This window comes from Haloferula sp. BvORR071, assembly GCF_000739615.1.
Lineage (GTDB): Bacteria > Verrucomicrobiota > Verrucomicrobiia > Verrucomicrobiales > Akkermansiaceae > Haloferula.
This window is the reverse complement of the sequence record NZ_BATP01000029.1, coordinates 1-20373: the sequence shown is the minus strand read 5'-3', so window position 1 is coordinate 20373 and position 20373 is coordinate 1. Positions and strand designations below refer to the sequence as shown.

10 protein-coding genes and 1 pseudogene are annotated in these 20373 nt (G+C 63.9%); 5 read left to right on the top strand and 6 right to left on the bottom strand.

Annotation, left to right across the window (positions count from 1 at the left end; translation table 11 throughout):
- Positions 1–6: 6 nt before the first annotated feature.
- A complete protein-coding gene (locus BV071_RS16050; RefSeq protein ID WP_035609213.1) occupies positions 7–489 on the bottom strand; it encodes a DUF892 family protein in 483 nt (160 codons plus the stop codon).
- 74 nt (positions 490–563) lie between these two features.
- On the opposite strand from BV071_RS16050, the gene BV071_RS35445 reads away from it, so the two are divergent.
- On the top strand, positions 564–716 hold the full coding sequence (locus BV071_RS35445) for a hypothetical protein (RefSeq protein WP_265594504.1): 153 nt from the start codon (positions 564–566) through the stop codon (positions 714–716).
- A 21-nt stretch (positions 717–737) separates the two neighbouring features.
- Here the strand turns inward: BV071_RS35445 and BV071_RS16045 are convergent, their stop codons facing one another.
- The 5 genes from BV071_RS16045 to BV071_RS16025 all read right to left on the bottom strand — a co-directional run bounded on the left by BV071_RS16045 (position 738) and on the right by BV071_RS16025 (position 8405).
- The gene (locus BV071_RS16045; RefSeq protein WP_081886036.1) at positions 738–2978 is read right to left on the bottom strand and encodes an ATP-binding protein; all 2241 of its coding nucleotides are present in this window, start codon (positions 2976–2978) and stop codon (positions 738–740) included.
- The gene (locus BV071_RS16040; RefSeq protein WP_035609209.1) at positions 2975–3889 is read right to left on the bottom strand and encodes a CheR family methyltransferase; all 915 of its coding nucleotides are present in this window, start codon (positions 3887–3889) and stop codon (positions 2975–2977) included. Before BV071_RS16040 ends, BV071_RS16045 begins: the two co-directional genes overlap by 4 nt.
- Positions 3890–4085: 196 nt before the next feature.
- Complete coding sequence (locus BV071_RS16035) at positions 4086–4751, bottom strand: response regulator transcription factor (protein WP_052573443.1); 666 nt, start codon at positions 4749–4751, stop codon at positions 4086–4088.
- Between the two features lie 148 nt (positions 4752–4899).
- Positions 4900–5352 (bottom strand): DUF3592 domain-containing protein, encoded by a 453-nt coding sequence (locus tag BV071_RS16030; protein ID WP_035609207.1) that lies wholly within the window; start codon positions 5350–5352, stop codon positions 4900–4902.
- Between the two features lie 41 nt (positions 5353–5393).
- Positions 5394–8405 (bottom strand): sensor histidine kinase, encoded by a 3012-nt coding sequence (locus tag BV071_RS16025; RefSeq protein ID WP_035609205.1) that lies wholly within the window; start codon positions 8403–8405, stop codon positions 5394–5396.
- Between the two features lie 338 nt (positions 8406–8743).
- Here BV071_RS16025 and BV071_RS16020 point away from each other — a divergent pair, with 338 nt between their 5' ends.
- The 4 genes and pseudogenes from BV071_RS16020 to BV071_RS16005 form a co-directional block, all read left to right on the top strand.
- Positions 8744–12493: an autotransporter-associated beta strand repeat-containing protein gene (locus BV071_RS16020; RefSeq protein ID WP_035609202.1), complete on the top strand. Its 3750-nt coding sequence runs from the start codon at positions 8744–8746 to the stop codon at positions 12491–12493.
- Positions 12494–12570: 77 nt separating this feature from the next.
- Positions 12571–14862 (top strand): autotransporter-associated beta strand repeat-containing protein, encoded by a 2292-nt coding sequence (locus BV071_RS16015; protein WP_081886034.1) that lies wholly within the window; start codon positions 12571–12573, stop codon positions 14860–14862.
- Positions 14863–14872: 10 nt separating this feature from the next.
- Complete coding sequence (locus BV071_RS16010; protein ID WP_265594503.1) at positions 14873–19258, top strand: polysaccharide lyase family 8 super-sandwich domain-containing protein; 4386 nt, start codon at positions 14873–14875, stop codon at positions 19256–19258.
- A 229-nt stretch (positions 19259–19487) separates the two neighbouring features.
- Positions 19488–20373, top strand: a pseudogene (locus BV071_RS16005) (hypothetical protein); the annotation flags it as partial.

The window sequence follows — 20373 nt, the reverse complement described above, 5'->3', positions numbered from 1 at the left end:
GCGCCATCAGCGGGCGACGAGATCCTGTTCGCGGACCATGCCGAGTGGGACCACGGATTCGCAGGCTTGGGGGAAGCGCTCAAGCATGGTGTCGAGCAAGTGGTCCAAAGTCTTGGTGTCGTCCTTGAGTCCCGCTTTCGCGGCGAGACTGCGAGCGACGCTGTAGTTGAGGATTTGCAGCCGGTGGACCGATTCGCAGACGCCGCTGGCGAGATCGCCGGTGATCGCGTGGTCGACCGCGAAGTCCATTCGGGAGGCTGCAATCAGCCGACGCATCGACTGGCAATCGTCACCCGCGATCGAGATGCCATGCTCTGAGGCCAGGTTCTCGAGCAGGTTACGCCGTTCGCGGCAATCGTCGGTGAGTGCCTCGACGCCGCCGTCAGCGGCATGCGCCGCTACCTCCGAATAGAAACTGATCAATTGGAGTTCGCTGCAGTAGAGCATCCGCAATTTGCGGAAATACAGGCCGCGCAGATCGTTCGCCATAGCATTTTATCTTCGCAGGAAGAATGCCATCTTCGCGCAACTTGATATATCTCCCGGGAGGTGCATGGTGGAAGATGGCCGACAAACCATCAGCAACGAAACCCAAGTCTCCGCTGCGCCGGATCAAGGACGCTCCGAACGATGGATTTCCAGCGGAGAAGGATGTTTCCACGCCGCCGCCAGGGACCGATCAGTCGAAGGGGCGGAAGGACAAGAAGGAGAAGTAAAATCTGGAGAGCCCCTCCACTTCAGCACGCGGCCAAAGCTTTGCGGATCCGTTCGATGCTGACCGGTTTTGCGAGCAGGTCGTGGGCACCGAGGGCTTTCACTTCCTCGATCCGCTCGGGGCGGACGTCGCCGGTGACGACGAGGATGCAGCGCAGGGCGGGCGGCTTGGACACCTGCAGGCTGCGGAGGATCTCGGTGCCTTCGAAGTCGGGCAGATTGAGGTCCAGGAGGAGAATTTCGTAGTTGTCCTCGGCGAGCATGCGGACGCCTTCGCGGCCGGTCTCCGCAGTGGCGACGCGGGCACCCTCGGCTTCAAGCAGTTGCGCGGTGGTTTCACGGGCGACCTGATGGTCTTCCACCAGCAGGATGCTGGTCCCTTGGAGCGGATACTCCTTGCCATTGACCGCACTCGGCGAGGCGGGTGCGCCATCCATGACGCAGGCTGCGGGGATCTGGATCGAGAAGGTGGTGCCAATGCCGACCAAGCTCTTCACCGAGACTTGGAAGCCCAAGGCGTCGAGGAGGCGGCGGCAGATCGCCAAGCCAAGGCCAGCGCCCTTCTCGCGGTTGCGCTCCGGATTGCGGAGCTGGAAGAACTCGTCAAAGATCGAACCGACATGCTCGGTGGGGATGCCGATTCCGGAGTCGATCACCTCGATGGTGCAGCCGCCTTTCCCATCCGGATGGAGTTCGACGCGGATTTCCCCGGCTTCGGTGAACTTGACCGCATTCGAGAGGAAGTTCGAGAGCACACGGGCGAGCTTGGTGCGATCGGAGCAAAGGCGGATCTCCTGCTCGGGAAGGACCTCGTGGAGGGTGAGGTTGCGGCCTTCCGCGAGAGGTTGAACTTGGCGGACCTCCGAGCGGATCGCCTCTTGGAGCGAGAACTCCGAGATGTCCAAATCCAAGCGACCGGAGTCGAAGCGCGTCAGGTCGAGGACGTCGCTGACGAGGTCGATCATCGCCCGCGAGTTCTGCCAGAGGCTGTTGGCCAAGGCGGGGACTTGGTGGGCTCGCTCGGGATCCTTGGCGCAGCGGCCGATCAACTCGGCCAGCAGCGAGATCGCGTTGGCTGGGGTGCGAACGTCGTGGGAAATCGCCGCTAGGAAACGGGTCTTCTGGATCGACGCTTCTTCCGCGGCGCGGCGCTTTTGCTCGATTTCTTGTTGGAAGCGAATGGCTTGGATTGCCAGCGCGGCTTGGCCGGCGAGCCACTCGGCGATGCGGAAATCGTGATCCGACCATTGGCGGGCGGAGGCGCTGTAGATCTCAAGGGTCGCGACCGGCTTGCCCTCGTGCCAGATCGGCGAGCCGAGGACCGAGCGGAAGGGGCGGCCAGCACCGGGACGCGCGAGGCGGATGTCCGGGCGGATGTCCACATCCTCGATGCAGGCGGTCTTTCCGCTCTCCAGCAGCAGCGCGGTGAAGGACTGGGAAAAGGGAAAGTCCGGCGTGACCGCGCCGTGGAGGCCGAACCCGGAACTGCCGTTGAGGCTGAGCTTGCCATTGTCCTCCTGAAGCACGGCGGCCGCGTGGACTTCCTCGCCGAGGACCTGCACGCCGGCCTGACAGATGCCGTTCATGACCAGCGCCTCGCTGAGATCGCCGCGAAGCCAGCGGCCGGAGTCGAGCAGGGTCTGGAGACCACGCTCGCGGCGCATCAGCTCGTGGTTGGCCTCGTTGAGCTCGGCGCTTTGCTGGCCTAGCTCCTCCGCTTGCTGGCGGAGTTCCTCGGACTGCTGCTCAAGTTCTTCCGCCTGGCTCTGCAGCTCCTCATTTTGCCGCATGATCTCGCCCTCGCGGGTGGCGAGCTGTTCGTTGCTGGAGGAGAGTTCCTCGTTGCTGGATTCCAGCTCGACGCTGAGCTGGGCGAGTTCGTCGTTCTTGCGCTCCAGCCGGTCGCGAATGGCCAGAATCCCGTGGATCACGCCAGCCACCAGCCAGATGTTGGTGAACTGCGAGGCGATCAGCATCCACTCGTAGCTCTGGGTGGTGTCGCCCTTGGTCACGAAGAAGATCCGCGCCAAGGAGATGAGGGTGAAGGCGATCGACATCCCGTAGAGCGAGCGCTTGTCGCGGGTCCACAGGCAGAGCAGGAGCGGCACGCCGGGAGAAAGAGGGAAGGGCTGGGTCTGCGAGGGGTAGGCCACCAGCCGCAGCCAAGCCATCAGGGCGATAAGCACCACCGTGAGGGCCAATGAAACCGCAGCGGGCGGCGGTTGGCGACGGGCGCGTAGAAGTTGAACCGGGGCCGGGCTCATGAGGTTTTCCGATAGATGCAAGGGGCGACGCACTTCAGGCCGGGAAGCTGCGGCTTCTCCGCCCGGCCGACCACCAGAAAGCCGCCGGGAGCCAAGGCACAGACCAGCCGTTGCCAGAGGATCTCGGCTGTCGGTATGGCGAGGTAGATCGCCAGATTCCGGCAAAGGATCAGGTCGCAGGAGCCGGGGAAGCTGCCGGTGAGGAGATCGCGGCATTGCCAGCGGGTAGCGATTCGAAGCTCATCCTTCATCTTGAGCGTGCCGCGGTCTTGGACGGTGAAGCGTTCGGCGAGATCCGCAGGGACTCCTGCCATCGCCTCCGCTGCATAGACGCCATGGCTGGCGGTGGCGACGGCCCGGGCCCGGTAGTCGCTGCCCAAGAACTGATCCTCCGCCAGCCGGTGGTGGCGGGAGAAGAGCATGGCCACCGAATACAGCTCCGAGCCATCCGAGCAGGCGGCACTCCAGACCCGCGGATGCGGGGAGCGGGCGAGCAGGGTGGGAATGACGACCGAGTCGAGGTGCTCGAACACCGCTTCATCCCGGAAGAAGGAAGTGGCACCGATCAGCAGGGCATCGAGGGCGGCCTGAAGGTGGCGGGGATCCTCGCGCAGCAGGGCGGAGGCTTCCCGCGGCGTGGTGACGCGCAGTGCCCGGAGGCAGGCCGGGAGCCGGCGCAGCATTGGAGCCATGCGGTAGCGGGAAGGATCGAGCCCGGCGCTGCGGATGGTGGTACAGAGGAAAACCGCCTCCGGGGAGGTGCGGTCTTCCTCAACTCGCTCCGGGGGAAGCGGGACCGGGGGACGAAAGCCGGGGAGAAAGGATTCGCGGATCGCGGGATACCGAGGCGAGGGTTTGCCAGAGAAGGAGATGCCCGCGAAACGGGGATCGCAGGGAGTGGAATTGCTCATGTGTCGGCGACCATGTAATAAGCCCGCCGCTCGCGCCGCGGAGGCGTGAGAACAGGGCCCAACCGTGTGGATGGGAGCGTTTCCTATCGCAGCCACCGTTCCATGCGAGCGAATCCCCGCAGCATTCCGGATTTCTGCCGATTTTGGAGCAATCCTCTCTGTGCAATTTGCACGAACAAATTGCAGGATGCATGGCTCAAGCGCCCAGATACTTGGCCACAGCGTGGCTTCGGGAATGGACGTGGAGCTTGCGGTAGATGCTTTCGATATGGCGGTGGACCGTGGAGTAGCTGATGCCGAGTTCGGCAGCCACTTCCTTGTAGGCCAAGCCCTTTACCAGCAGATCGAGGACCGAGATCTCGCGCGGCGAGAGGTTCTCCGACTCCTTCGGCGAGGGCGCGGTGCGGTTGAAGGACTGGACCACCTTGCGGGCGATCGAGGTGGTCATCGGCGCGCCACCGGCGAAGACATCGCGGACTGCGGCGACGAGTTCTTCCGCGCTGGGGGGCTTGAGCAGGTAGCCGCAGGCCCCGGCGGCGAGGGAGTCGAAGATGATGTCGGAGTCCTCGCGGACGGTGAGCATGATCACCTGGATGCCCGGGCATTTTGTGGCGAGGCGGCGGACGCACTCGATGCCATTCATGCCGGGGAGGTTCACGTCCATCAAGACCACCTGCGGCTTGAGCTTGGGCAAGTGGGTAAGGGCCTCCTCCGCGCTGGCGAAGGTGCCGACGCACTCGAGATCGTCCTCTTCCTCAAGGATCGCGGAGAGGCTCCAGCGAATGCGCGCATCGTCCTCCACCACGCCCACGGTGAGCGGGCTGTCGCTGCTGCGGGATTGCCCTGCGTTCTTCTCCGGCATCTCAGGAAAGCTAGCATCATCGAAGGTCGCGGGCACAGCGGAATCGTTCAGTGGGTGGTTGGCCCAGAGGATCGGTTGGTGGGACGTGTTTGAGATAGTGGGCAATTCTGCCCAGTTGGGCGCTGTCCCTAGCCGGACTTCCGGGTTCTCAGGCAGCGCCGCGGAAGAACCAGAGCCGGACAAGGCACATCACAGCCACCGCGCCTGCAAGGCTCCCCAGGATGATGACGTGACCCCACTGGGCGAAAAGCCCCAGGTACTCCGCTTCGTGAGGCTTGCCCGGCGGGTAAGCGACCCGGATCTTGTCGCCGAGTTCAAACGCAGCGGGATAGCTGTAAGCTGACGAATTCACCTCATGGGATGTGCCATCGCTTTCGCTAAACCGGATGACTGGCGCCACGGATGGGCCTCCTCTTCCTTCGGATTGCTCGATAAAGCCGACGACCTCTCCTTCGGCGTAGGTGGCATTGGCCAAGTGCTTCTTTACACGAAGCCCGAGATAAACGGCTATGGCAGCAAGGAGCACCGAGAGCCCGAGAACAAGCATAACCACCCACTCGGGAGCCGGGGCCTTGCCGCCGCGAGCTGCTAGAAAAAGCATGGATCCAATCGTGGGTTGTATTCGGACTCTTGGGGAACTGCTCAGCCGAGGGGCACGGTCATCTCCACCGAGGTGCCGTGGCCGGGGGAGCTGCGGCGGGTGCAGGTGCCGCCGATTTGCTTGAGGCGGTTCTGGAGGTTGATCAGGCCGTCGGCATCGGGCACGCCGGGTGCGGCGGCGTCGTAGCCTTGGCCGTCGTCCTCGATGACGAGGTGAAACTTGCCGGGTTCGAGGGTGAGGGTCATGCGAACTTCGCTGGCCTTGGCGTGCTTGGCGATGTTGTGCATCACCTCCTTGGTGGCGAGGTAGATGTGGTGGCGGACCGATGACTCGAGCTGTAGGGCAGGGAGGTTCTCCGGGACATCGAAGCGGCTGCGCAGGCCGGCGGTGTGGCTGTAATTCTGGACGAAGGCACCGAGGAAGAGGGCGAAACTCTCGAAAGTGTCGTTGGCCGGGTTGACCGCCCAGACGATCTCATCGAGCGAGCGGGTGACCTCCTTGGCGGTGTTGAAGATCTCCTGCACGTGTTTGCCCGCGCGTTCGGGACGCTTGGCGAGGCTGCTACGGGCGAGTTGGCTGAGCAGTGCGACTTGGGTGAGGCTGGCACCGACGTCGTCGTGCAGGTCGCGGGCGATGCGGGCGCGCTCGTTCTCGACCGCCTGCTGGCGTTCGAGCTGTTGGATGCGGCGTGAGGCCTTGCGGCGTTCGCGCTGGCGGACCGCGACGATGACCGCACCTAACACCAGGACCGTGGCGAGGACGCGGAACCACGCGGTCTGCCAGAAGTTGGGCTGAACAATCAGGCGGACGACCGCTGGCACGGGGCTCCAGAGGCCGTTGCCGGTGGAGGCGGAAACTTCAAAGGTGTACTCGCCGGGCGCGAGGTTTCGATAGGTGGCGTCGCGATCGGGGCTGGCGCTGCCCCAGTTCTCCTCCAAGCCTAACAGGCGGGTGCGGAAGCGCAGGCGATCCGGTGCCGCGAAATACAAGCCGGTGTAGCGAAACTCGATCCTCATCACCCCTGGCGGCACCTCGGTCGCACCCTCCTTGAGCAGGACTTGCCGACCATCTAACAGGACATCCTCCACCAGGACGGGCGGCGTGCTTTCGTCGGCATGGAAGTCTTCTGGTTTTAGCATGGCCACGCCCTGGGTGGTAGCGAAGGCCATCTGGCCATTGCCCATGGAAGTTGGCGGGACGATGGTGAACTCCTCGGAAAGCAATCCGTCGAAGCGGTCGATCACGCGCGGATAGACAGGGCTGGTGTCACCTTGCTTCAGCTGAGACACTTCCTTCTTCGAGAGGATGGCCAGACCGCGGTTTGTGCCGAGCCAGAGTCGTCCTTCGCCATCTTCCATGATCTGGGAGATGGTGTCGTCCGGCAGCCCCTCCGCGGTGGTGACCGTGCTGAAGCGCTCGCCCCGCTTCACCGAGAGACCGCCGCCTGCGGTGCCTACCCACAGGGTATCGTCCGGTCCGGTGTAGAGAAAGCGGATCACCTCGCTTTGCAGGCCCTCGGCCTTGCCGTACCGCGGCCACTTGCCGCCGGACTTCGAGAAAAGACCGTAGCCGCGAGTGCCGACCCAGATCGTCCCGTCGGCTTGGCTGGTGATGCCTTTGATGGGGTACCCTTTGTTGCCGAGTTCAGTCTCGCGGCGGGCAATCTTGTTGATCGCATGGAGGGCTCCACCGCTAGTGCCGGCCCAGACGGTGCCATCGCCGGCTTCGTAGAGATCCCACACGCCGGCCGGAGCCTTGAAGGTGGCGGGAAGCGAGACCATTCGGCCGTCACGGTAGGCAAGCGAGGCCCCACCCCCGCCCGCCCAGATTTCGCCATTGCGCCGGTGGATGATGGAATTGACGAAGGAATTGTGGTCGGGATCGGTCTGGGACTCAACCGGGGCGCTGCCGCTGTACGCCATCAGGTAAAAGCCGCGGCCTTGCGTGCCCACCAGCAATGTCCCCGGCGCGAGGTTGCCGAGTGCACCAATGAAGTTGGCGCTCTGGCTGCCCTGGACATTTTCGACCAGTTGCACCTTCAAGTGGGCGGGCGTGAGGGCGAAGAGTCCGCGCGTCGAAGAGCCAAGCCACAACTGGCCATCGGGCGTGACGCGCACCACCTCGGCGAGATCGCCGAAGGGCGTGCCGCGGGTGATCGGCGTGAAGTATTCGCCATCGCGGAAGGCTCGAAAACCGGAGCGATAGAAGCTTACCCAAATGGTCCCATCCGTGCCGGCGGCGAGCGAACTGATGTCGCCGGTGAGGCCTTTGGCCCGCGGGAAGCTCAACCACTTTTCGTCCTCGCAGCACCACAGGTTGTTGCCGGCATCGACTGTCCAGATGCGGCCCTTGGGATCCTGGCAGAACTTCCTGGCTTGGGGCGGGCCCTTCGGGGGACTCTGGCTCCACTTGCCTTGGCTCCAGGACCAGGCGCCCTTGTCGCCGCCGAAGCCGACCCAGAGGGTCCCATCGTTGGCGGTAAAGAGGGTGCCGGGAGTTTGATCGCCCGCAAAGGGTAAGGGCGGTAAGAGTTCGAAGCGGCCGTCCTTCAGCCGCGCGCCCTTGCCCTCAATGATCCAGATGTAGCCTTGGTCGTCCTCGCCGATTGTATCGATGGTTTCAGAAGGCAGTCCATCGGCGGTGTTGTAGGTTTTGACCACCTTGCCATCGCGGATTGCACTGAGTCCGCCGCCGACGGTGCCAACCCAGAGCGTGCCATCGCGCGCTTCTAACAGAGTAAGCACTGCGACGGCGCCGAGACCTTCGCGGAGGCCATAGGTTTTGAACTCGAAGCCATCGAAGCGCGCGAGGCCGGCATCGGTGGCGACCCATAGAAAGCCGTCGTGGGTGCGGACGATGGAGCGGACGTGGTCCTGCGGCAGGCCATCGCGGGTAGTCCAGTTGCGGTGCAGCATCGGCAGGGTTCCGATGCTGCCCGGGTTCGGGATGATCGAACCGTCGCGGGCAAACTCGTCGGGGAGTTGCTGGGCGGCTGCGGTCGCGAAGGTGCACGCGCAAGCGAGCGCGACACGCATCTGGCGAGGGCGGACCATGGACCTTGCATGGCTCATTTGGCGGCGGGCGGCAAGCAGGGGAATCGCGGGGTGAAGCGAGGTCTGGGACGCATGCCGGTTTCGGAATCTAACAAAACTGGCAGTTTTGCCCACTGTTCCGTCCGGCGGGTGACGGGCATCCTTTGGCGGTTTTCCAGGAGGTCGCGAGTGCCGTGTGGCGGGATTTTCATTCGGGTTCTTACCCGCCGCACGGCACCCCGTTGCCCACGGGGATCTGAAATTTGAGATGGGGAGAGGGGGGAGCCGGGTGGGCAGGCATTGGCAGTTTTGCCCACTACGCAGCTTGGGAGGGTCTGCAACAATCCTCACGATATTCCATGAAAAAGACCTCTCAGGCCCATTTTTCCACCAGCTCCCCCGGCTGGGCTTCTTCTTCGCTCCGCCAGCTTTTGGCGTCTCCGGCGGTCCGTGCCGGCATTCTGAGTGCGGCCGCGATCTCGGCGGCGCAGGGAGTTGACTACACTTGGGGCATCACTGGGAGCGGCTCATGGGCGACCAGTGCGAACTGGGCTCCGGTTGGCACGCCGAGTGGCACGGACCCCATCGCGGTGGGCGGCACGGCGGCCACGACCATCACCCTAGATACGGCGAAAGCGGCTCCCTCGCTGAGCGTAACGAACACGGGCACGACCGCGATCACCGCGGCGAGTGGAGGGCCGCTGGGTCTAACCCTCGGAGCTGGCGGTTTCACCGTGGCCACAGGCTCGGGCTTGGTGACGATCGGCTCCACCACGGCCGCGAACAATGTGAACGTGGTGCTGGGCGCCTCGCAGACCTGGACCAGTGCGATCGGCGGCTCCCACCTGATCCGCGGTAGCATCACCGGCAGCGGCATGAATCTCACACTGTCGGGCAATTACGACATGCGGAGCCACGCGGGCGGCACTCCTTTGATCAATATCGGCACCGGGATCATCACGCTGACGAGCGGCGGCTTCGAGATCGGCACCGGCGTGAACACCATGGGTGGCTTCATACTGAAAGGCGGTAACGTCTTCGCGCGCAACGCGGGCAACTTCGGAACGACGGGCCCGATCACGCTTGGTGACAGTGCTGCCAATACGACTCCCGTGGCCCTGCGTTTGGCCACCGCGACCTGGGCACGCCCGGTGGTGCTGGCCAGCGGGACGACCGGCACGATGTTCATCGACAACCTGGGAGCCACGGCCACTCCGACCTTCACCGGCGGGATCACCGGCACCAACAATTTCATGATCCAGAGCACCATCGGCTCGGGATCGGGCTCGGTCACGGTGAGCACCGGAGCAATCGACTTCACCGGCGCACTGACCCTGCGCAATCAAGGGACCGGTAGCGTGGCGACCGCGGCCGGCACGGTGACGATGAACTCGGCGATCACCGACAAGGTGACCAACGTCACCATGACCGATGTGACGACGGGCACGAAAGGCATTCAGAAGATCGTTCTCGGCAACGCTGCGAATGCCTGGAGCGGCACGACGACGGTGAGCGCGAATACCCGGGTGGAACTGGGGGCTTCCGAAGTCATTCCCCATGGTGCCGGCAAGGGCAACGTGGTGGTGAATGGCAACCTGATCCTGCGCACGGCCACCGGCGATAGTACCGAAACGATCAACGGCCTGAGCGGCAGCAGCACGGGCAGCATCACCCGCACGGGCGCATCCGGGACGAGCACGCTGGTGGTGGGTGGCAATGATGGCGGCGGCACCTTCGCCGGCAACATCACCGATGGCTCGGGCAAGGTGGCGCTGACCAAGATCGGCACAGGCACCCTGGTGCTCAGCGGCATGAATACCTACACCGGTCTGACGACGCTCTCGGGCGGCACGCTGCAACTCGACTTTCCGGATTTGATCGCAGACGCCGGGAACATCGTGCTGGAGGCGGGTACCACGCTGAACCTCACCCACGGCGATGTGGAGACGGTGAACAGCTTGCGTTTCGGCACCGAGCCGCAGGCACGCGGCAAGTGGGGTCGGATCGGATCGATCGCTGCGCTGGGAGCGAACTTCGAATCCGCCCAGATCACGGGTGATGGCTTGCTCGATGTGACGAACACCTTCGTGGACAGTTACTGGGATGGCAGTGGCACGTCCTGGGCCTCGGCTGCATCGTGGTCGATCTCGCCGACCAATGCGGCTTCCAATCCGGGCGCGGAACCGGGGATCAACAATCCCACATTCTTCGGGTCGAATGGTCTGACAGCGGATCAGGTGATCGCGCTCAATGGTGACCAGGCTACGACGGGGATGAGCTTCACCAGCCCGGTGGCCTTCTCCTTCACCGGCGGCAATGCCAACCATGTGCTTACGGTCACCACAGGCGGGATCTCGATGGATGCGGTTTCGACCGGTGTCACCATTGGCTCAGCGACTGCGGGCCAGGAAGTGGATCTGCTGCTTTCCGGAAGCCAGACCTGGAACAACCAATCGACCGGCGGCGATCTGGTGGCGAGCAACGATGTCGATCTCGGCGGCGGCACCCTGACGGTGACCGGCGGCGGAGACACCTTCATCGATGGTGTGGTCGGCGGAACGGGCGGGATCACCAAGACCGGCGCTGGTGTGCTGGGTCTCTATGGTGCGAACAGCTTCTCCGGTGCGGTCTCGCTGCAAGGGGGCAGCATCCAGCTCGGCAATGCCGGAGGCCTTGGCAGCACCGCAGGTGGCACGACGGTTGGCGGCGGCACGACGCTGGATCTGAACGGCCTGGCAGTCGGTGCGGAGCCGATCACGTTGGGCGTGAGCACCGCGGGCAATCTGGTGAACAATAACCCCGGTGCCGCGGCGAGTCTCAGCGGCGATATCAACATCAACGCGAACTCGAACGCGGGCGGTGCCGGCGACCTGACCTTGAGCGGTCTGATCAGCCAGACGGCGGGTGCCAAGAACCTGGCCAAGACCGGCGTGGGCAAGCTGACGATCACCAACGCCAACCTCTACACCGGAACCACCACCATCGCGAATAATACCGGCACGGTGGCGATTACCAATGCTGCGGCGCTGGGCACTGGCACGGTGGCGATCACCCGCGGTGGCACCAGCACTGGCACGCTGGAGTTGAGCAACGACATCACGGTCGCGAACGTCTTCACCTTCGCCTCCGCGACCGGCTTCAGTGCGGCTGGCAGCAGTGCCCAGGTGCGGAATGTCTCCGGCAACAACACACTGACCGGAACGCTGACGCTGACCGCCACCGGCGGCAATGGCATCAACCTCGAATCGAACGGCGGCCTGCTGACGGTCACCAACACGATCACCAGCACCGTCGCCGATAGCACACGCCAGCTCGGCCTGAGCGGCACGGCGGCGGGCTTGGTCAGCGGTAACATCATCGATACCGGCGTGAACAAGTTCACCGTGATCAAGAGTGGCACGGGGACATGGACGCTTTCCGGCACGAACACGTACAGCGGTGGCACAAACGTGAACGCGGGCGTGCTGGTGCTGACGAAGAACGGCGGCTTGGCCGATACCGCATCGGTGAATGTGGCGACGGACGGAGTGCTGCAGCTTGATTTCGCGGGCTCGGACACGGTCGGCACACTGATCCTGGACGGCGTGACGCAGGGGCCGGGCACCTATGGCGCGGGCAATTCCGGCGGCCGGCTCACCGGGACCGGGACCATCACCGTGGTCGGCAGCGATCCCTTCACGCCATGGATCGATAGCTTCACCTTCGCGGTGGGTGCGGACAAGTCGAAGACCGGCGATCCGGATGGCGACGGCCTGAGCAACCTGCAGGAGTTCGCCTTCGACGGAAATCCGTCGAGCGGCGCGGCGAGCGGCAAGATTGTAACGAAAGTCGATGCCGATCATCTGACGCTGACCCTGCCAGTGCGCACGGGTGCGGTCTTCACCGGCACTGGTCCGCTGACTTCGGCGGCGATCGGGGACGTGATCTATCGGATCGATGGCAGCGCGAATCTGAGTGGCTTCACCGCTGGCGTGGAGGAGACCACGGCGCTGACGGCGGGCCTGCCCGCGCTGAGCAGCGGCTGGACTTACCGGACCTTCCGTCTGACGGCGGCAGTCAGCGCCGCGCGGAAGGGCTTCCTGCGCGCGGATGCCAGCGATGCGCCCTGAGCTGGCTTGATTCACGGGAGCGCGGGCCGTGGTCCGCGCTCCCTGCGTTCCTCCCCCTTCTCTTTTTCTCCTGCCCTATGAATCGATCTTTCCTGCTTGTATGTGCCGGCGGCTTGCTCGGCGTATCTTCTAACAGCCATGCCGCAAGCTGGGTACCTGCTGGCAATGGCTCGTGGAATACCCCCGCCAACTGGGATAGCAATGCGGTGCCGGGCTCCGGTGATGCGGTGGCGATTGGCACGGCCAGCGCGGCCAGCATTACCCTGGATGCGGATCAATTTGCGGCGGGCTTAAGCCTGAGCGGCGCGGGAACCAAGGCCCTCGCCGGCGGCGGGACCAATCGCACGCTCAATCTTGGTGCAAGCGGGATCTCGGTCGCGAGTGGCACGGGTGCGGTGACGATCGGCTCGGCGACAGCGGGGCAGGCGGTGGCGATCAATCTGGCTGCGTCGCAGTCGTGGATCAATGCCACTGCCACCGGCATCACCTCGAACAACTCCATTACGGGGACGAACACGGATTTGAGCGTCAGCGGTGGCTTGACCATGCGGCAGGCCGCGGGGGTCTCGGTCAATCTCGGGACCGGAAAGCTGACGATGGATGGCAACTTTTATGAGTTGGGCAGCCAGGCGAACGTGATGGGGGACAGTGTCCTCCTGAGCGGGCAGGTCTTCGTGCGCAACGCGGCGAGCCTGGGAACGACGGGAACCTTGACGCTGGGTGCGACGACCGGCAGCGCCTCCGCCAATCTGCGGGTAGGAACTGCCACCTTGGCCAGGGCCGTGGTTTTGGCCACGGGGACAAGTGGCACCCTGATGATCGATTCGCTAGGGGCCTCGACGGCGACCTTCAATGGCGGTGTCACCGGGACCAATAGCCTGACGCTGGCCTCCAGCTCGACCGGAACCCTGACCGTGGGAACGGCGGCAATCAACAACACCGGCAGCCTGATCCTCTCGAACCAGAACGCGAACGGGACGCTGAACCTCAACTCAGCGATTGGCTCGAACGTCACCACCGTGACAGCACGGCAGAGCTCGACTACCGGAGTTATCGTACTGAACAACACGAGCAATGCCTACACCGGCGATACCACGGTGGAATCCGGCGGTCGCCTGCGGCTGGCGATCAACAATGTGATCCCGGATGGGGCGACCGCGGGGAATCTGGTGGTGAATGGCAGCTTGGACATGCGCGGCACAGAGACTGTGAATGGCTTGAGCGGCACCGGGACCATCACGCGCGGGGCCAGTGGCACCAGCACGATCACGGTGGGCGGCAACAATGCGACCAGCAGTTTCGGTGGTTCGTTTCAAAATGGCAGCGGCACCCTTGCTCTAACGAAGACGGGCGCCGGCACGCTGACGCTGACGAATGCGAGCTCGCACTCCGGGTCCACGACGATCGGCAACAATGCGGGCGCGATCGAGATCTCGAATGGATCGGCGCTGGGCACTGGTTCGGTGTCGCTGACCAAGACCGGCACCAGCGGCGGGATGCTGCGGCTGACCAATGACATCACGGTGGCGAACAACTTCACCTTCTCCTCCGCCACGGGCTTCGGGGGCGGTGGATCGGCGCACATCCGCAATGTTTCCGGCAACAATACGCTGAGCGGCAATCTTACGCTCAACAGCACCGGCGGCAACGGCATCAATATCCAATCCGATGCCGGCCTGCTGACTCTGAGCGGCAACATTACGAGCACGGTGGCAGACAGTACCCGCCAACTCGGCTTGGGTGGTGCGGGCAACGGTGAGATCACCGGCTCGGTGGCGAATACCGGGACCAATGCCTTCAGTGTGGTGAAGAACGGTGCGGGAACCTGGACCCTGTCCGGGACAGCGAGCTACACGGGCACCACCACCGTGAACGGTGGGACCTTGCGGGTAAATACCACGCTATCCGCCACTTCCGGCGTGAGCATTGGAGTTGGAGGACGGCTTGAGGGCACGGGCAGCATCACCACCGGGACGCTGTCCTTCACCGGCGCCGGAACCATCAGCGCGGGGAATTCGATCGGGATTCTCGGCTTGGGTGCTGCGGACCTATCGGGTGGGACCTTGCTGGTGGAATATGGCAGCTCTTCGATCGACCTGCTGAACGTGTCCGGCTTGCTGGACATCACCGGAGCGCTCGTGGATTTCAGCCAAGTCGGCGGAGAATTGGACGGTGTGAATCCTTACGTGTTCGCCAGCTACGGATCGCTGACGGGAACTTTCACGGAGTTGAATGTGCCGGATGGCTATCAGGTGAACTATGGAACGGGTGAGAACAGTGTGCTCTCGCTGGTGGCGGTGCCAGAGCCGGCGTCGGCATTGTTAGGTGGTCTCGGCATGCTCGCGCTGTTACGACGCCGCAAATCGTAGAATGAGTGGAATGCGCAAGACGCTTTTGCCTGCCTGGCTCGGCTGCTCCCTTTGGGGCGCCGGAGTTTCGGCGTTCCTGGTGGCCAGCCCGGCGCGGGCACAGACCTCTGCGGATTTGGCCGTGGTCGAGCAGCGGCTTGAGGCCGAGTTCCTCGCTTCGGTGCCATCGACGGCGACGGTGCAATCCTATCAATCGACACTGTTGGCGGATGGGAGCTGGGCGGACGTGCCGTACACCAACACTGCGCAAACGAACTGGGCGCCGATGACCCATCTCGACCGCCTCGGTCTGATGTGTAGGGCCTACTCGCATCCTTCCGGCAGTCTCTATCAGAATGTCACGCTGCTGGCGGACATCCTCAAGGCCTACGATTGCTGGATCGCGAAGAATCCGCAGAGCTCGAACTGGTGGTACAATCAGATCGCGGTGCCGCAGGATCTGGGCGAGGCGATGGTGCTGATCAAGGAGCAGCTTTCGAGCGCGCGGCTGACCTCGGGACTCAGCGTGCTGCAGCGTGCCTACGTGGCACGTAGTACCAACTCCGGCACGAATACCGGCCAGAACCGCGTGGACCGCGCGATCGCCGGCATTCAGCGGGGGATCGTAGCGGGCAGCGTTTCGATCACGCAGGATGCCTTCCTCGCGATTTCGGATACGATCCTAGTGACCACGGCAGAGGGAATCCAGAAGGACGGCTCCTTCCACCAGCACGGCGCGCAGCTCTACAATCAGGGCTACGGCTCGCTCTTCATTTCGAATACGCTGAAGTGGGCGGCCAAGGCGGCGGACACCGGCTTTGCCTTCAGCGAGACCCAGCGGCGGATTCTCACCGACTACCTGCTCGATGGCACGCGCTGGATGAATCGCGGCCAGGCGATCGACTACACCGCATCGGGCCGCGGCTTGAGCCGCAAGAGCCAGTCGGCGAATGGCGCGGGGCTGGGTGGCTTGGCGACGACTTCTCTGGCAGTGCTGCCGGGGTATCGCGTGGTAGAGTTGGAGTCGCTGCGCAGTGCGATCAATGCAGCGAATTCGAGTGGCTCCGCGGATCCAGCCTTGGCCTTCAGCGGCGGCAAGCACTTCTGGCGCGGGGATTACACCGCGTGGCACCGTTCACAGGGCTACGCGGGCGTGAAGATCTCCTCGACCCGCACGCTGCAACCGGAGAGCGGCAATGGCGAGGGCCTGAAGAACTATCACCTCGGCGACGGGGTGAACCTCATCCTGCGCACGGGCAACGAGTACGACGACATCATGCCGGTGTGGAACTGGCGCAAGCTGCCGGGCACGACGGTGGAGCAAGGGACCTATTCGCTGACGCCGACGGCGGATTGGGGCGTGGCGGGGACGAGCACCTATGCAGGCGGAATCTCCGATGGGACCTATGCCGGCACCGCCTTCCGCTACAACCGGCGCAATGTTGCGGCGAAGAAGGCGTGGTTCTTCTTCGATCGGGGATTTGTGGCGCTGGGATCGGACATCGATGCGCCGGCGGCCACCGCGCAGGTGGAGACGACGCTCAATCAATCGCTGCTCAATGGCGCGGTGAGCTATTCCACCGGTGGTTCGGCGCAGACCTTGGCGAGTGGTAGCACGACCTTGGGCGGCTTGCAGTGGGTCCATCACGATGGCACCGGCTATTTCTTCAACCAGACGCCGACCTCGGCCTCGATCCAGGCAGCGGCACAGACGGGGACCTGGCAATCAATCAACACGGGTTACGACGCGACGAGCATGAGCAAGAATGTCTTCGCGCTCTCGATCCGCCACGGCACGGCCTTCTCCGATGGCAGCTATGCCTACACGGTGGTGCCGGGGCTGACAGCTGGCGAGATGGCAGGCTTCAGCAATCCGATCACGGTGCTGCGGAATGATGCAACGGCGCAGGCGGCGCGCGATGCATCCGTGAATGTGACGCAAGCGGCCTTCCATGCGGCGGGTGAGGTGGACTTGGGTGGCAGTGGCAGCGTGAGTGCGGACTCGGCTTGCATGGTGTTGTTGAGGCCGGAGGCTGAAGGTCTCCGCGTATCGGCCTCCAGTCCGGAAGCGAAGACGATGACGGCCGGAGTGCAGTTTACGGGCGTCAGCCTTGGCGGCGGATGGATGGATGCCTTTGGTAGCAATGCAAGTGTTTCGGTCGGGCTGCCGGGCGGGGATCTGGCGGGTTCGACGGCGGGACTGCGGCTTTCCAGTGACGGTGGAGCAGACCCGACGGTGAGTTTCTCCGGCACAGGCGGCTTCACTTCCTTGAGCGCGAGCTTTGGCGGGCCGATGATCTTGCCGGGAGATACGAGCTTGGCGGCGGATGGCATGAGTCTTGGCTTCAGCGGGGCGATCAGCGGCGCGCATGCGCTTCAAAAGACTGGCCGCGCCACGCTGACTCTCTCCGGTGCGAACTCCTATGATGGCGGAACGGTCGTGAGCGGAGGAATCACCAATGTCTCTAACAAACAGCTCGGCGCGGATGGTGGTTGGACCATTGGCAGTGCGGCGACGCTTGCCACGACGGTGAATTTCGCCAGCGGTTCCGCGGTGAAAGTACGCGCGGGCCGGGAATTCCGCATCGCGAACAACAGCGCCTCCGGCACTACGACGCAGGTCTTGAATGTGGCGGGTGCGGTGAGCAACGAAGGCAGCCTCTACCTGGGCAGGCCGGGCGTGCTCAATCTGAATTCCGGCGGGGGCTGGCTCCACCAGGGCCCTGCATCGATCAATGGTCACGGCGGCTACCGCAGCGAGATGACGGTGAACAGCGGCGCGAGTTTCACCTACGAGGGTGCTAGTAGCTTCGGGATCAATCCCGCGCCGAACAATAGCGGGCCCGCTGTGCTGACCGTGGCGGGCGGGACTTTCTCCACCTCGCGCGGCTTCGCAAACGGGACGGTCTCCAGTAGTGCCGCGGCCAGCGTTGTGCTCAATGGCGGTGGGACCCTGAAGCTAGGCGCGGACCAGCCTGATCTGGTGACAAGTGCCGGCAGCGCTTTCCTGTTCCAACTCGGAACCGGTGGCGGCAAGGTGAACACGAATGGCTTCGACGCGGTAATGAATGCCGCGATCTCGAACGTCGCGGCCCAGACTGGCTCGCTCACCAAGAGCGGCTCGGGCACCCTGACTCTCACTGCTGCCAATACTTACAGCGGCGGCACCACTGTGGCTTCCGGCGGCGGCATCCTGAAGCTGACACGCCCGGAAGCGGTCGGTAGCGGGGCAATCAGTATTCCGAAGAGCGGGACTGCGAGCGGCACACTCGCGCTGGCCTTCAGCGGACAGGTGGTTCTGGGCAATGCCTTCGGTGGCTTCAACTCCACCACCTTCGCGGGCGATGCGACGGTGCCTACCATCCTGCATCTCTCCGGCGACACCAAGCTCACGGCCGACCTCACGATATCCGGAATGGGTGGCAACGGTCTTTACGTCCGCAGTGACGGCGGTGTGCTGGAGTTGGCGGGGACGATTCGCCAGACAGTTGGCAGCATCCGCCTGCTAGGCTTGGGCGGAACGGGGGAGGGGATCGTGAGCGGCCCGATCTTGGAGGGGACGGGTGGCATGGGTGTGGTGAAGGACGGCGCAGGCCGTTGGACCTTGGCTGCTGCGAACACTTACAACGCCAAGACCACGATCAACGGTGGCACCCTGCGAATCACCGGTACGCCTGGCAGCGAGGAGATTTTGGTGAATGCGGACGGCACCTTGGAACTCGACCGAAGCGCGGACCTCACGGTTCCGAATGCGATCTCGGGAACGGGTCGCCTCGTGAAGTCGGGAAGCGGCAAGGTGGTCTTGACCGGCACGCTTGCGCGGAGTGGGAGCACGCGGGTGACGGCCGGAGTGCTGGAGCTTGGTTCCGCGAGTTTGGGCGACCAAGCGGAGGTGGAGATCGCTTCGGGGGCAGTGCTGGCATTGAGCCACGCTGCAGTGGATAGCATCGGGGCCCTGTCATTCGATGGAGTGATGCAGGCTGCGGGTGTCTGGGGTGCACCGGGTTCAGGAGCTGCGCACGAGTCGCCGCGAATTTCGGGCAGCGGCAAGCTGCTGGTGAGCGGTGATCCTTTCGAGCGCTGGTTGGATGGCTATCCAACCCTCGGCAATCGCAGCGAAGATGGCGATCCGGATCGGGATGGCTGGCCGAACCTTCTCGAGTGCGCCCTGGGTCTCGATCCTCTGCTCATGAATCCGCCTCTTGCGACGGGAATCGAAGGAGGCAAGGTGTTCATGCAATTCCAGCGACTTGATGAGGGGAATGGAGTCTTGGTCATCCCCGAATGGTCGGATGATTTGTTAGAGTGGTCGGGTGCCGGGCTTGAAATGGATGAGAGTGCTTTGCCTGTGGTGCGGGTGAAGATGGATCTCAGCGGTGGGCAGAAGTTCCTCCGGCTCAGAGCGGTGCGGGAGTAGTGGTGTAGCGGGGCGGCAGCGCGGTTCCGGCGGGGTGAGTCACGCCTTGGACCGCCGTGGAGCGGTGGATTGGATGCTCCCCAAGCTGAAGTGGCGCAGCCATTCCACCAGTTGAAGCGGCTGCCCACCGGGCATGGGCAGAATTGCCAACTACCGGGCAATCACCAATTCCCGCAAGATGACACGTGAAGGTGGTTCTTTGCCACTTTTCAGCACTTGAAGCCGGGATATGAACAGTCGCCTCCACTTCATCCGCCTCCTTATTTCCGCCTCTCGATCGAGGTCAAACGGACGAGAGACCCGCCGCGCGGGGAGGGACAGCTCCTCGCGCGGCTTTGCCCTGGTGATCAGCTTGGTGCTGATGGTCATGCTGCTGATCCTGGCAGTGGGCTTGCTAACGCTTTCATCGATCAGCCTGCGAAGCACCAGTCATGGTGAAGCGGTGGCGATCGCGCGGGCGAATGCGCGGATGGCGCTGTCGCTGGCGATCGGTGAATTGCAAAAGCAAGCGGGCCCCGACCAACGGATCACCGCAGCCGCTGACCAACTCGCTTCTAACAGCAAGGGAGAAGAGACTGCTGCGGCAGAGGGCCGGCGCTTCTGGACCGGCGTTTACTCCGCATGGGACAGCGGCACCACGAATCGCCCCGCGCCGCAATTCCGCCGCTGGTTGGTCTCCGGCGAGCAGAACGACACCGAGTCGCGCGACTTTGCCAAAAGCCCCAGCGGCAGCACGCCAATGACCGAGCTGGTCGGCAAGGGCTCCCTGGGCAGCGCGACCGGGCAGCGGGTGGAGGCACCCTTGGTGCAAGGGGAGTTGAACGGCGGCCTGCGCAGCCGCCATGCCTGGTGGGTGGGCGATCAGGGAGTGAAGGCCGCGATGGCTCATCCCGAACTCGCTGCGCCCACGGACTTGGCAGCCACGCGCACCGGGCTGCAATCCGCTTCGCGCAATGCCGTCGAGTGGGCCTCGACAGCCGATGGCGCTCCCTTCGGCAAGCTCAAGAAGGACAATGAGCAGATGCCCAAGGTCACCGACTGGCAGCAGGCCGCCCTTCTTGCCGACAAGCCCGAAAGCCCGCGCCCGCTCTTCCACGATCTCGCGGCCCGCAGCG